Source organism: Azonexus hydrophilus DSM 23864 (assembly GCF_000429605.1).
Classification (GTDB): domain Bacteria; phylum Pseudomonadota; class Gammaproteobacteria; order Burkholderiales; family Rhodocyclaceae; genus Azonexus; species Azonexus hydrophilus.
This window is the reverse complement of record NZ_AUCE01000012.1, coordinates 376607-389769: the sequence shown is the minus strand read 5'-3', so window position 1 is coordinate 389769 and position 13163 is coordinate 376607. Positions and strand designations below refer to the sequence as shown.

12 protein-coding genes are annotated in these 13163 nt (G+C 63.9%); all 12 read left to right on the top strand.

The features are described from left to right. The first annotated feature begins 2 nt into the window (after positions 1 to 2). The 12 genes from G471_RS0106020 to G471_RS0105965 all read left to right on the top strand — a co-directional run bounded on the left by G471_RS0106020 (position 3) and on the right by G471_RS0105965 (position 13155). Positions 3 to 494: a peptidylprolyl isomerase gene (locus G471_RS0106020; RefSeq protein ID WP_028994551.1), complete on the top strand. Its 492-nt coding sequence runs from the start codon at positions 3 to 5 to the stop codon at positions 492 to 494. Beyond that, the gene (locus tag G471_RS0106015) at positions 491 to 1225 is read left to right on the top strand and encodes a UDP-2,3-diacylglucosamine diphosphatase (RefSeq protein WP_028994550.1); all 735 of its coding nucleotides are present in this window, start codon (positions 491 to 493) and stop codon (positions 1223 to 1225) included. The genes G471_RS0106020 and G471_RS0106015 overlap by 4 nt, the downstream gene beginning before the upstream one ends. Beyond that, positions 1222 to 3036: a DNA helicase RecQ gene (gene recQ, locus G471_RS0106010; RefSeq protein WP_028994549.1), complete on the top strand. Its 1815-nt coding sequence runs from the start codon at positions 1222 to 1224 to the stop codon at positions 3034 to 3036. The genes G471_RS0106015 and recQ overlap by 4 nt, the downstream gene beginning before the upstream one ends. Positions 3037 to 3165: 129 nt before the next feature. Next, entirely contained in the window at positions 3166 to 4941 is a 1776-nt protein-coding gene (locus G471_RS0106005; RefSeq protein ID WP_028994548.1) for a GGDEF domain-containing protein, read from the top strand. After that, positions 4941 to 6410 (top strand): NDP-hexose 2,3-dehydratase family protein, encoded by a 1470-nt coding sequence (locus G471_RS0106000; RefSeq protein ID WP_081700122.1) that lies wholly within the window; start codon positions 4941 to 4943, stop codon positions 6408 to 6410. Before G471_RS0106005 ends, G471_RS0106000 begins: the two co-directional genes overlap by 1 nt. A gap of 7 nt (positions 6411 to 6417) precedes the next feature. Beyond that, positions 6418 to 7404: a Gfo/Idh/MocA family protein gene (locus G471_RS0105995; protein WP_028994546.1), complete on the top strand. Its 987-nt coding sequence runs from the start codon at positions 6418 to 6420 to the stop codon at positions 7402 to 7404. Next, positions 7361 to 8476 (top strand): DegT/DnrJ/EryC1/StrS family aminotransferase, encoded by a 1116-nt coding sequence (locus tag G471_RS0105990; protein WP_028994545.1) that lies wholly within the window; start codon positions 7361 to 7363, stop codon positions 8474 to 8476. The genes G471_RS0105995 and G471_RS0105990 overlap by 44 nt, the downstream gene beginning before the upstream one ends. Further along, positions 8473 to 9147: an acetyltransferase gene (locus tag G471_RS0105985; RefSeq protein WP_028994544.1), complete on the top strand. Its 675-nt coding sequence runs from the start codon at positions 8473 to 8475 to the stop codon at positions 9145 to 9147. The genes G471_RS0105990 and G471_RS0105985 overlap by 4 nt, the downstream gene beginning before the upstream one ends. Positions 9148 to 9161: 14 nt before the next feature. Then, positions 9162 to 9401 (top strand): acyl carrier protein, encoded by a 240-nt coding sequence (locus G471_RS0105980; protein WP_028994543.1) that lies wholly within the window; start codon positions 9162 to 9164, stop codon positions 9399 to 9401. Positions 9402 to 9417: 16 nt separating this feature from the next. Continuing rightward, positions 9418 to 10848, top strand: a complete 1431-nt coding sequence (locus tag G471_RS0105975) for an AMP-binding protein (protein WP_028994542.1) — start codon at positions 9418 to 9420, stop codon at positions 10846 to 10848. Next, a complete protein-coding gene (locus tag G471_RS0105970) occupies positions 10845 to 11945 on the top strand; it encodes a LuxE/PaaK family acyltransferase (RefSeq protein ID WP_043420935.1) in 1101 nt (366 codons plus the stop codon). The genes G471_RS0105975 and G471_RS0105970 overlap by 4 nt, the downstream gene beginning before the upstream one ends. Then, positions 11938 to 13155: an acyl-CoA reductase gene (locus tag G471_RS0105965; RefSeq protein ID WP_043420933.1), complete on the top strand. Its 1218-nt coding sequence runs from the start codon at positions 11938 to 11940 to the stop codon at positions 13153 to 13155. The genes G471_RS0105970 and G471_RS0105965 overlap by 8 nt, the downstream gene beginning before the upstream one ends. The last annotated feature ends 8 nt before the right edge of the window (positions 13156 to 13163 follow it).

Sequence of the window (13163 nt, the reverse complement as noted above, 5' to 3'; positions counted from 1 at the left end):
CCATGATCAAGCTCACCACCAATCACGGTGTCATCACCCTCGAACTCGACGCTGAAAAGGCGCCGAAGACCGTCGAGAACTTCATTGCCTACGTCGAGGCCGGCCACTACAACGGCACCATCTTCCACCGCGTGATCAAGAATTTCATGATCCAGGGCGGCGGCATGGAGCCGGGTATGAACCAGAAGGAAACCCGCGACCCGATCGAGAACGAGGCCGCCAACGGCCTGAAGAACGTCCGCGGCAGCATCGCCATGGCGCGTACCAACGACCCGCACTCGGCCACCGCCCAGTTCTTCATCAACACTGTCGATAACGACTTCCTCGACTTCCGGGCACCGTCCGGCCAGGGCTGGGGCTACTGCGTCTTCGGCCAGGTCGTCGAGGGCATGGACGTGGTCGACAAAATCCGTGCCGTCGCCACCGGCAACAAGGGTTTCCACCAGGATGTGCCGAAGGAAGACGTGATCATCGAAAAAGCGGAAGTGGTTTGATCCTTTTCATTTCCGACCTGCACCTGTCGCCCCGGTCACCCGGGGCGACTTGTTTGTTCCTCGACTTTCTTGCCGGCCGCGCCCGCCAGGCCGAGCAGCTCTACATCCTCGGCGACCTCTTCGAGGCCTGGATCGGCGACGATGACATCGACGACCCCTACCACGCGCCCATCGTCGCTGCCTTGCGTGCCGCCAGCGATGCCGGCCTGGCCATCAGCGTCATGCATGGCAACCGCGACTTCCTGCTCGGCGAAGGCTTTGCCGCCCGCACCGGCGTCCGCCTGATCAGCGAACCTTATATCCTGTCCACCGCCGAATGGCAGTTCGTTCTCGCCCACGGCGACGCGCTCTGCCTCGACGATACCGACTACATGGCCTTCCGTGCCCAGGTCCGCGATCCGGCCTGGCAGGCGGCTCTGCTGGCCAAGCCGCTGAGCGAACGCCGGGCCATCGCCGCGCACATGCGCGAAGTCTCCGAAACCAGCCAGCGCGCCAAGGAAAATCCCTACACCGACCTACAGCCGGCAGCGACCGAGGACTTTCTTCGCCAGCACGGCTACGCCACCTTCATCCACGGCCATACGCACCAGCCGGCAAGGCACGATCACATCGTAGACGGCATCCACGTCGAACGCTGGGTGCTCTCCGACTGGCACGAGGACTGCGGCGAATGCCTGGCCTGGGACGGCGAAGCGCTACACCGCGAAGTCCTGCGCCCGGTCGCCCAATGAAACAGAACGGCAGCGCCCTCGACATCCTGCGCGACGTTTTCGGCTACCCCGCCTTCCGTGGCGAGCAGGCTGAAATCATCGCCCATGTCGCCGGCGGCGGCGACGCCCTGGTGCTGATGCCGACCGGCGGTGGCAAAAGCCTGTGCTACCAGATTCCGGCCTTGCTGCGCCCGGGTTGCGCCATCGTCGTCTCGCCACTGATCGCGCTGATGCAGGATCAGGTCGACGCACTGACCCAGCTCGGCGTACGCGCTGCCGTGCTCAACTCGACGCTCGACCGGCGTGAAGCGCAAGCTGTCGAACAGGCGATCTTCGCCGGCCAGCTCGACCTCGTCTACATCGCCCCCGAACGGCTGATGCTCGACCGCACCCTGGCCATGTTCGACGCCCTCTGCGAAGCCGGCAAGCTCGCCCTGTTCGCCATCGACGAAGCGCACTGCGTGTCGCAATGGGGGCACGATTTCCGCCCGGAATACCTGCAGTTATCGGCGCTGCACGAGCGCTACCCGCGGGTGCCGCGCATCGCCCTCACCGCCACCGCCGACCGGGCGACGCAGAACGAGATGCTGCAGCGCCTGGGCCTGGGCGAAGCGCGCGTCTTCCTGTCCAGCTTCGACCGCCCGAACATCCGCTACACCGTCGTCGAGAAGGACAACGCGCGCCAGCAACTGCTCGGCTTCCTTGGCGGGCGCAAAGGCCAGGCCGGCATCGTCTATTGCCTGTCGCGCAAGAAGGTCGAGGAAACCGCCACCTGGCTGTCGACTCAAGGCTATCCGGCGCTGCCCTACCACGCCGGCCTGCCGGCCAACGAGCGCGCCGCCAACCAGCGCCGCTTCCTGCGCGAAGACGGCCTGGTCATGTGCGCGACAATCGCCTTCGGCATGGGTATCGACAAGCCCGACGTGCGCTTCGTCGCCCACCTGGATCTGCCCAAGAGCATCGAAGCCTACTATCAGGAAACCGGCCGCGCCGGCCGCGACGGCGAGCCGTCGGAAGCCTGGATGGCCTACGGCATGCAGGATGTCGCCTTGCAGCATGCGCGCATCGCCGAATCGGGTGCCGGCGAAGGCCAGAAAATCCTCGAATCGCAACGCCTGACCGCCCTGCTCGCCTATTGCGAGGCGCCGCGCTGCCGACGCCAGGTGCTGCTCAACTATTTCGGCGAAGAGCGCCAGCCCTGCGGTAACTGCGACGTCTGCGCCGAACCGCCGGAACTGTGGGATGGCACCCAGGCGGCGCAGAAGGCGCTGTCGGCGATCTACCGCACCGGCATGCGCTTCGGCGTCAGCCACCTGATCGACGTATTGCGCGGCAAGACCAGCGACAAGATGCGCCAGTGGGGCCACGATCAGTTGCCGACCTTCGGCGTCGGCGGCGAACTCGACGAACGCGAATGGAAGAGCGTCTTCCGCCAGCTCGCCGCCGCCGGCCTGGTCCATGTCGACATGACCGAGCACGGCGCCCTGCAACTGACCGAAGCAGCGCGCGAAGTGCTCAAAGGGCAGCGCACGGTGCAACTGCGCCGACCAACCAGGAAACGCAGCGCACCAAGCAAGACCAGCCGCGCCCCGCTGGTCGACCTGGCGCCGGCCGACGCCGCGCTGTTCCAGCGCCTGCGCCAGTGGCGCGCCGACACCGCGCGCGAACAGAGTGTGCCGGCCTATGTCATCCTGCACGACAAGACCCTGCGCGAACTCGCCGAATGCCGCCCGGTCAGCCACGGCCTGCTCGCCGGCATCACCGGCATGGGCAGCGCCAAGATCGAGCACTACGGCGAGGAACTGCTGCAACTGATCCGGGCAGAGGGCTGACCTCAGCAGCAAAGCATTTTGCATTTGCCCGGACGGCAAACTACCGCAAACACCAACGAGGCGTGGACATGTAGAATCAGCCATTCAAGCCATTGTCTTCTGGCAAAGCCGATCTAATACACGCGCGACATGAGCAACCCAGCCACGCCCTTCGAAATTGCCCGCGATACACTCAAGCAGCTTGCGCAGCGCCGCATTGCGCCTACTCCGGACAATTACCAGACGCTGTATCACGAGATTGCCGGCACGAAACCTGTCAGCAAGGATTTCCCGGAAAAACACCTGCGCACCCTGTCTGGCGCGCTGCCCAAAAGCTCGCCGGACCAGATGCGTCTGGCCAGACAACTCGACGAGGCCGTCAAGGCGGAGGACTGGGACGCCTACCAGAAACATCTGACGACCTTCATCAACGGTTTGATCGAATCGCAAAAACTCGCCTGGGGGGAATTGATCGGCGATCTACTGCGCCAGTGGGAAACAAAGCATGCCGGTGTAACGTCGGCCCGAAAACGCGAATCGCTGGAACATGTACTGAACGGCAGCGCCAACAACCCCGACAACCTGTTCTCCCGCCTGCAGAGCCTGATGCGTTCCTGGGGACAAGGGCGGGAGGGTGAACGACCGACCGAGAACACGAGCGAAGAGGAGATAGCCGCGCCCGCTACCGCCGCCGTAACAGGCAGCAACGACCCGGCGCTGCTCGCCGAATTGCGTGAGCTCTTTGCTTTCACCCTGGAAACTGCGATTGCCACCCAGTTGATCGAAAGCCCTCAGCTTGCCCAGGATGCCAAACAACTTGCCAGCCATATCCGGCGCGCCCGCAAGTCAGATGAGCTCAAGGAGTTTCTCTCTCACCTCAAGCGCTTTGCCTTCAAACTGGAATTGCTGGCCGAAGACCAGCAAGAACTGCGCAAAAGCCTGCTTGGGCTGCTTCGCCTGCTGGTCGAGAACATGACCGAGCTGGTCATCGATGATCGCTGGCTGCACGGGCAGATCGAAGTCGTGCGCGACATCATCGAGAAACCCTTGTCCCAGCGCGCCATCGATGACGCCGAGCGGCGCCTGAAGGAAGTCCTGTTCAAGCAAAGCCAACTCAAGGCCGGCCTGTTCGAAACCCGCGAAGCGATCAAGCAGATGCTGACCGGCTTCGTCGACCACCTGGCCGACTTCGCCGATGCGACATCCGACTATCACGACAAGATCGAACGTTACGCGGACAAGATCAGTGCCGCCGACAACATCACCGAACTGGAAAACGTCATTGACGAGGTCATGCGCGAAACCCGCAGCATCCAGACCAATGCCCAGCGTTCCCGCGACGAGCTCCGGCTCACCCAGGAAAAGGTCAAGGCTTCCGAAGCGCGTATCCGCGAACTGGAAATGGAACTGGAAAAAACCAGCGACCTGGTGCGTCACGACCAACTCACCGGCGTACTCAACCGGCACGGCCTGGAGGAAATGTTCGACAAGGAAGTGGCTCGCGCACTACGCCACGACACCGTGCTTTGCGTCGCCCTCCTTGACATCGACAATTTCAAGAAACTGAACGACTCGCTGGGGCATGATGCCGGTGACCAGGCTTTGATTCACCTGGCCTCGGTTTGCCGGGAAACCCTGCGCCCGCAAGACACGATAGCCCGTTTCGGTGGCGAAGAATTCGTCATTTTGCTGCCCGAAACGCAAATCGCCGATGCTACTCACGTGCTGGTACGTCTTCAGCGAGAACTGACAAAGCGCTTTTTCCTTCACGATAACGAAAAGGTATTGATCACATTCAGCGCGGGTGTCACCCAAATGACCGAAAGGGACAATCAGGCAAGCGTGATCAAACGGGCCGATGAAGCGATGTATAAAGCGAAACAGACTGGCAAGAACCGAGTCGAGACAGTCATGGAGAACGCCTAATGGCAGGCGCCGCGCAGAGCAAAGCTCGCCCCTCGGCATCGAAACGCCTGCATACGTCGCTACGTTTCCTGAAATCGTCATTGGTAGTCGATAGCGCGACCACCCCCAACGCAACCATCGCCAACTGGCTGGACGAAGAGCGCCAGTCGGCAAGCCTGTCGATCGAACGCATACCACTGACCGATCTCGAATCCTGGGAATTCACCGAAAATGGATGTTTTGCCCACCGAAGCAAACGTTTCTTCTCCATTCAAGGCATCGAGGTAGCGACCGACTGGGGCCCCATCACCAACTGGGACCAGCCGATCATCGACCAGCCTGAGGTCGGCTTTCTCGGCATCATCGCCAGAGAATTCGACGGCATACTGCACTTCCTGATGCAGGCCAAAGTTGAGCCCGGCAACATCAATGCTGTCCAGATATCACCTACCCTGCAAGCCACGAAGAGCAATTACACTCGGGCCCACGGCGGCGCAACGCCGCAATATCTGGAACACTTCATGGATGCGAAACCCGAGGAAGTCCTCCTCGACCAATTGCAATCCGAACAGGGCGCCAGGTTCCTCGCCAAACGTAACCGCAACATCATCATTGAGCCCCAGCGACCGCTCTCGGCGATGCGCAATTTCAGATGGCTCACACTCGGTCAGATCAAGCGCCTGCTCCGCCAGCCGAACGTCATCAACATGGATACCCGTACCGTCATTTCCGGGATTTCCTACGGTGAATTCGACGACCGTGCCGAATACTATTTCGACCTCTTCGCGACACACTTCTCGACAAGCAACCTGCCAGCCATTTCTCTCCTGAGGTCATTTCTCCACGCCGGCGAGAGCCTGCACAGCCTGGAAGAAATCCTTTCCTGGGTCACTCACCTGCGCTCGCGTTACGAACTTCGCGTTTCCCGAAAACCTCTTGCCGAACTTCGCCAGTGGCAGATCGAAAACGACTGCATCCGCCACCAAGCGAACCGTTTCTTCAAGGTCATCGGTACCCGCGTCGATATTCGCGGCAGGGAAGTTCGCGCTTGGAGCCAACCGCTGATCGAAAGCGCTCAGGAGGGCCTGCTCGCCTTCATCATCAAACCGATCAATGGCATATATCACTTTCTGGTCCAGGCTAAACTCGAACCCGGCAATTTCGACATCATCGAATTCGCACCGACCGTCCAGTGCCTGACCGGTAATTTCCGTGACACAGCCCCGGAAAAACGCCCCCCCTATCTGGACTACATCCTCACAGCCCAACCGCAGCAACTTCTGTTTGACACCATGCAGTCAGAGGAAGGTGGCCGATTCTTCCAGGAACAGAACCGCAACCTGCTGGTCCTCGCCGACGAGGATTTCCCACTGGAGACCAGTGAGAACTATCGCTGGATGACTCTGAACCAGATCAAACAGTTCATCCGCTTCAACAATTATCTCAACATGCAGGCCCGTAGCCTGATTTCCGCGATTTCCTTCACATGACAGAGGCATGACCATCCGCTTCGGCATACTGGGCTGCGCCAGCATTGCGCGCAGAATGTTCGCCCCGGCCATCGCCCAGGTCGAGGAAGCGAAACTGGTCGCTATTGCTTCGCGCGACGCCAGCCGGGCTGCGCAGTTCGCCAGCGAGTTCGGCTGCGCGGCGGAAGACGACTACGCAGCCCTGCTGATCCGAAGCGACATCGACGCCGTCTATCTTCCTCTCCCCCCCGCTCTGCACGAAACCTGGGCCCGGAAAGCGCTGGCCGCAGGCAAACATGTCTTGAGCGAAAAGCCGCTGACCACGAATCTCGCGGCGACGGCGCGCCTGGTCGAGGAGGCGCGCCAGGCTGACAAAATACTGGGGGAAAACTGGATGTTCCTCCACCACCGCCAACTACAGTTCATCAAGGACACCCTGGCCTCCGGCCGACTGGGCGAAATCCGCCTACTCCGGGCAAGCTTCGGCTTCCCGTCACTACCGCCGGACAACTTCCGTTACCGGGCGGGGATGGGCGGTGGTGCGCTGCTTGATGCCGGCGGCTACACCCTGTGCATTGCCCGCGAACTACTGGGCGATCCGCTGACGCTGCTGGCCAGCCATCTGCAAACCCCACCCACCAGCGAAGTCGATCGCTTCGGCAGCGCCCTGCTCGTGTCAACGGACGGCATCGCCGCCCAGCTCGCCTTCGGCTTCGACAGCCATTACCGCTGCGAACTGGAGATCTGGACCGCCAACGCCAGGCTGACCGCCCCCAGGATTTTCACCGCGCCACCGGGATTCGCACCCCTCATCCGGATTGAAACCGGGCAGGGCACGGAAGAACACACCATCGCCGAAGACAATCACTTTGCCAATGCCCTGCGTAGTTTCATCCGCCGCATCAACAGCCACGACGCGGATTTTGACGGACTGCTCCGCCAGGCCAAGCTCACCGAAGCACTGAAAACCCATGCCCACCATACATGTCACCAAACCGGCCCTGGCCCGGCTTGAAGCCTTCGCCCGCAAGCTGGAACCCGCCTGGGAAAGCGGCGTCCTGACGCACAACGGCCCCCTCGTTTGCGAACTCGAAGCCCGGCTCTGCGACTACCTGGCCCTGCCCCGGCTCGCCGCCGTCACCAACGGGACCATCGCTCTGCAACTGGCGATCCGCGCGCTCGGCCTGCGCGGTGAAATCATCACCACGCCGTTTTCCTGGGTCGCCACCACCAGCGCCATCGTTTATGAAGGCTGCCGGCCGGTCTTCGTAGACATCGACCCGGAAACGTTGAATATCGACCCCGCACAGATCGAAGCCCGCATTACCCGGCACACCAGTGCCATCCTGCCCGTCCATGTTTTCGGCAACCCGTGCGCCACCGGGCGGATCGGCGAAATCGCCGCCGGGCACCGGCTCAAGGTCATCTACGACGGAGCCCACGCCTTCAACGTCAGGCAGGGCGGCCAGCCGCTGGCGCTGGCCGGCGAAGTCACTGCCCTGAGTTTCCACGCGACCAAGCTGTTCAACACCGGCGAAGGCGGCGCCTGCGTCACCGCCGACCCTGAACTCGACGCCCGCATCCGCCGCCTGCGCTTCTTCGGCCACGACGACGCGCGCAACATCGTGGACGACGGCACCAACGGCAAGATGACCGAGATCCACGCCGCGCTCGGGCTGGTCAACCTCGAATTCGCCACCGCCGTCGAACACAAGCGGCGCAGCGATTACGCACATTACCTGGCTTGTCTCGGCACGGCGCCGGCACTGCGCTTCCAGCGCATCGACCCGGAAGCCTGCAACCACAGCTACCTGCCGGTCATTTTTCCGGACGAGGACAGCCTGCTCGCCACTGAGCAAGCGCTGCTCGCCGAATCGATCGTCGCCCGGCGTTACTTCTACCCAGCGCTCAACACCCTCAATCACCTTTTTCCCTACCAGCCATTTCCGGTCGCCGAAAGCATTTCCCGACGCATCCTCTGCCTGCCACTGTATTTCGAGCTTGGCACCGCCGACATCGAGCGGATCAGCGGCATCGTCGTCGATTCGCTGGCCCGGCATTCCTCGGCGAGGCGCGCAATGCCATGAGCCATCCCCATCTCTTCATCTACGGCGCCGGTGCCTTCGGCAAGGAAATCCGCGACATTGCACAGCGTGCCAATCGGCTGGCGAGGACCTGGAACGACATCTTCTTCATTGACGATTTCGCCGCTCCCGGCACCTGGTTTGGTGACACGCAATCCTTTTCGCTCGCCTCGGTACTGGAAAATTTTGACACGACCTCGATTGAGGTGGTGGTCGCTCAGGGCGAACCGGTGCACCGAGAAACCCTGCACGGGAAGTTGACCCAATACGGCATCCGCCTGGGCCGGGTCGTCGACCCATCGGCGATCGTCTCGCCTTACGCCTGCCTCGGCGAAGGCGTCGTCCTGACAGCATTTTGCAGCGTCGCCGCGGATGCTAAAGTCGGTAATAATGTCGCCGTTAATGTCCAAGCCATCATTGGTCACGACGTCGTCGTCGGCGACCATACGGTGATTTCGTCGATGGTCAACCTGGGCGGTGGAACCCGCGTCGGGTCTGCCAGCTATATCGGCATGGGGTCGCAGATCAAGGAACAACTGCGCATCGGCGACCGCAGCATCGTCGGCATGGGTTCGGTCCTTCATCATGATCTCGGTGATGATCTGATTGCATTGGGCAATCCGGCAAGGGCAATGAGAAAAAACGAAACCCGCAGGGTTTTCAACAAATCTTGAAAGGCGCGCGCTCAATGAGCAATCAGGAACAATACCAGCAGGTCTTTATGGAATGCTTCGGGGTCGAAGCCGACGTCCTCGGCGACAACTTCACCTATCAATGCGTTCCAGCCTGGGACTCGGTCGGTCACATGGGCATGATCGCGGCACTGGAAGACACTTTCGGGATCATGATGGAAACCGACGACATCGTCGATTTCTCGTCCTACACCAAGGGAATGGAACTGCTCGGCAAGTACGGCGTGACCTTCTGAGGCAGTTTGCGTCGGCATGGACTTCATCGCCCGTCTAACTGAGTTCGCCGACCGGCCGCTGATCCAGGCCGACGACGCGAGCGTCCACCGCTACGCCAGCGTGCTCGAACTGGCCACCGCCTTCGAACGGGCCGGCTGCGCCAGGCAACTGGTCTTCTGCCTGGCCGGCAACACGCCGGGCGCGCTGGTCGGTTACCTGGCGCTGCTACGCTGCGGGGCGGTACCGCTGATGCTCAACAGCAGCCTGCCCGCCCCCCAGTTAAGTGCATTGATCGCCGCCTACCGGCCGGCCTTCCACTGGCTGGAGCGGCAGCGCGCCGCGGAACTGGCCGGCACCCGGGAAGCCGCCGCCTATGCCGACCATGTCCTGCTCGGCAGCGCAACGCCGGCCGACTATGCGATCCAGCCGGACCTCGCCCTGCTGGTCGCCACCTCCGGCAGCACCGGCAGCCCGATGTTCGTCCGCCAGTCCCGGCGCAACCTCGCCGCCAACGCCGCGGCAATCGCCGAATATCTCGCCATCGGCCCCGACGAGCGGCCGATCACCACCTTGCCGCTGTCCTACACCTACGGCCTGTCGATCATCCACAGCCATGTCCTGCACGGCTGCCCGATCGCCCTCACCGGCAAGAGCTTCTTCGACCGCGGCTTCTGGGACTTCTTCCGGGAAGTCGCGCCGACCTCGTTCGGCGGCGTTCCCTACCACTACGAAATGCTGCGCAAGCTGCGTTTCTGGCGTATGTCGCTGCCCGGCCTGCGCACGCTGACGCAGGCCGGCGGTCGCATGGCGCCGGAAATCGCCCTCGAAATGGCGGTCGAAGCGCGCCAACGGGGCCTGCGCTACTACACGATGTACGGCCAGGCCGAAGCGACCGCGCGCATGTCCTACCTCGAACCGGAAATGAGCGTCGAGAAGGCGGGCAGCATCGGCCGCGCCATTCCCGGCGGCAGCTTCAGCCTGGAAGACGAGGCAGGGAGCGCACTGGGCGACGCCTCAGCCAGCGGTCAACTAGTCTATCGCGGCGACAACGTCAGCCTCGGCTACGCGACGGGTTACGCCGACCTGGCGCGCGGCGACGACAACCAGGGCTGCCTGCGCACCGGTGACCTCGCCCGCCGCGACAGCGACGGCTATTACTACATCACCGGCCGCCTGAAGCGCTTCCTCAAGCTGTTCGGCCACCGCATCAACCTGCAGGACGTCGAGGACATGCTGCGCACCCTGGGCCACGACGCGGCCTGCGGCGGCGAGGACGATCATCTGGTGATCTACCTGAACGAAGCCGACGGCGCCGACGCCGGCAACCTCAAACGCCAGCTTGCCGAGACCCTGCGCGCGCCGCCTTCGGCCATCGCCGTCGTCGGCGTGGCGGCGCTGCCGCGCAACGATGCCGGCAAACTGCGCTATGCCGAACTGGCCGGCCTGGCCGGAAAAACCCTGGCATGACGGTGGACGACTACCTGGCCGAGCTGGCGCAGTGGCTGGAAATTCCGCCCTTCGCGCTGGCTGCCGGCGACAAGACGCCCCGTCTCGCCGGCGCCCTGGCCCGCCTGACGCAACACCATCGCCGCCACTGCCCGGCCTACGCGCGCCTGCTCGACATCTTTGGCGATGACGCGACAGCCGCCGCCGGCCTTGCCGACATTCCCTTCCTGCCGGTCCGGCTGTTCAAGGAATACGAACTGGCCAGCGTTGCTCCCGACCAGGTGTTCAAGACGATGACCTCGTCCGGCACCAGCGGCCAGGCGGTTTCCCGGATCTTCCTCGACCGCGCGACGGCGGCCGGGCAGAGCAAGGTACTGGCCCGGCTGATGGCCGAGCTGATCGGCCGCCAGCGGCTACCCATGCTGATCGTCGACGCGCCCGGCGTGCTCAGGGACCGCCAGCGCTTCTCGGCGCGCGGCGCGGCAATTCTCGGCTTCTCGCTGTTCGGCCGCGACCTCACCTATGCGCTGGACGACGACCTGCAGCCCGACCTGCCGGCGATCGAAGCCTTCCTCACCCGCCACGCCGGCGCGCCGATCCTGGTCTTCGGTTTCACCTTCCTGATCTGGCAGCACCTCTACCTCGGCCTGCGCGCCCGGGGCCGGCGGCTGGCGCTCGACAACGCGCTGCTCCTGCATGGCGGCGGCTGGAAAAAGCTGCAGGAACAGGCCGTCGGCAACGCCGAGTTCAAGGCCGGGCTCAAGGCGCAGACCGGCATCGAGCGCGTCGTCAACTACTACGGCATGGTCGAGCAGACCGGCTCGATCTATCTCGAATGCCCGGCCGGCCACCTCCACGCCTCGCTGTTTTCCGACGTCCTGATCCGCAACCCGGCCGACTTCTCGGTCCTGCCGGCGGGCCAGAGCGGGCTGATCGAAACCCTCTCCGTCCTGCCCTTCAGCTACCCGGGACACGCCCTGCTCACCGAGGATCTCGGCGTTCTGCTCGGCGAGGACGATTGCCCCTGCGGCTGGCGGGGCAAGTACTTCACCGTGACCGGCCGCGCCCCGAGCGCCGAACTGCGCGGCTGCAGCGATGTCCGGGCGAGCCATGAGTAAACGCCCGCTGCCCGCCGACCTGCCGCTGGTGTACCACGCCGGCGCCGGCATCGCCGACATCGACTGCCGCCCGCTGCCGCCCTACGCGCCGCCGACGCTGGCCTTCCTCGCCGATCTTTCGCGCCGCCTGCTCGCCGACAGCGCCTGCCGGAACTTCCCCGACATCGCCGCCTTCGGCTACTGGTGCCGGCCGGCCAACCTGGCCCGCCTGGCCGCCGCAGCCGCCGGCCCGCAGCGGCGCCTCGGCCGCGGACTGGCGCTGCACATCGCACCGGCCAACGTCCCGGTCAACTTCGCCTTCAGCCTCGCCTTCGGCATGCTCGCCGGCAACGCCAACATCGTGCGGGTACCGGCCGCGCCCAAGGAGCAGACCTTGATCCTGTGCGCCGCGCTGCGCGAGCTGTTCGCCGAACCGGTGCATGCCCGCCTCGCGGCGATGAACCGCGTCGTCGGCTACCCGCGCGACGACGCCATCACCGCCGCCCTCTCGGCCTGCTGCGACGCCCGCGTGCTGTGGGGCGGCGACCGTACCATCGCCCAGTTGCGGCAACTGCCGATGCCACCGCGCTGCGTCGAGATCGCCTTCGCCGACCGCTACTCGCTGTGCCTGCTCGACGCGGCGAGTGTCGCGGCAAGCGACGCGGCAGCCTTGGCGAAGCTGGCCGGCGATTTCTACAACGACGCCTACCTGCTCGACCAGAACGCCTGCTCGTCGCCGCACCTGGTGCTCTGGCTTGGCGACGAGGCAACCGCCGCGCGCGCCCAGGCGGTTTTCTGGCCGGCGCTGGCCGAGGTCGTCCGGGACAAGTACCCGCTGAGCGCGGTGCAGGCGGTGGACAAGCTGAGCGACCTCTGCCGGATCGCCCTCGAGCTGCCCGCCGCCATCGCCAGCACGCGGCACGGCAACGCCATCTACCGCATCCGGCTGGCCGCGCTGCCCCCGGACATCGAACGCGTGCGCGGCCGGCACGGCCTGTTCCTCGAATACGTCAGCCCGGACACCAACTGCCTCGACGCCATCGTCGACGAGAAAACCCAGACCCTGACCTGTTACGGCATCGACCGCGAACAGCTTGCCCAGATGATCGTCGACCGCGGCCTGCGCGGCATCGACCGCATCGTTCCCGTCGGCCGCGCACTCGACATCGGTCCCATCTGGGACGGTTACGATGTCGTCGGCGCGCTGTCGCGCATCGTCGCCACCCAATGACCCACTGG

Excerpts from the sequence above, each read along its gene's own strand:
- G471_RS0105970 (WP_043420935.1), top strand. The coding sequence starts at position 10,845 with ATGACGGTGGACGACTACCTGGCCGAGCTGGCGCAGTGGCTGGAAATT.
- G471_RS0105995 (WP_028994546.1), top strand. The coding sequence starts at position 6,418 with ATGACCATCCGCTTCGGCATACTGGGCTGCGCCAGCATTGCGCGCAGA.
- G471_RS0105990 (WP_028994545.1), top strand. The coding sequence starts at position 7,361 with ATGCCCACCATACATGTCACCAAACCGGCCCTGGCCCGGCTTGAAGCC.
- G471_RS0105975 (WP_028994542.1), top strand. The coding sequence starts at position 9,418 with ATGGACTTCATCGCCCGTCTAACTGAGTTCGCCGACCGGCCGCTGATC.
- G471_RS0105985 (WP_028994544.1), top strand. The coding sequence starts at position 8,473 with ATGAGCCATCCCCATCTCTTCATCTACGGCGCCGGTGCCTTCGGCAAG.
- recQ (WP_028994549.1), top strand. The coding sequence starts at position 1,222 with ATGAAACAGAACGGCAGCGCCCTCGACATCCTGCGCGACGTTTTCGGC.
- G471_RS0106000 (WP_081700122.1), top strand. The coding sequence starts at position 4,941 with ATGGCAGGCGCCGCGCAGAGCAAAGCTCGCCCCTCGGCATCGAAACGC.
- G471_RS0106005 (WP_028994548.1), top strand. The coding sequence starts at position 3,166 with ATGAGCAACCCAGCCACGCCCTTCGAAATTGCCCGCGATACACTCAAG.
- G471_RS0105980 (WP_028994543.1), top strand. The coding sequence starts at position 9,162 with ATGAGCAATCAGGAACAATACCAGCAGGTCTTTATGGAATGCTTCGGG.
- G471_RS0105965 (WP_043420933.1), top strand. The coding sequence starts at position 11,938 with ATGAGTAAACGCCCGCTGCCCGCCGACCTGCCGCTGGTGTACCACGCC.
- G471_RS0106020 (WP_028994551.1), top strand. The coding sequence starts at position 3 with ATGATCAAGCTCACCACCAATCACGGTGTCATCACCCTCGAACTCGAC.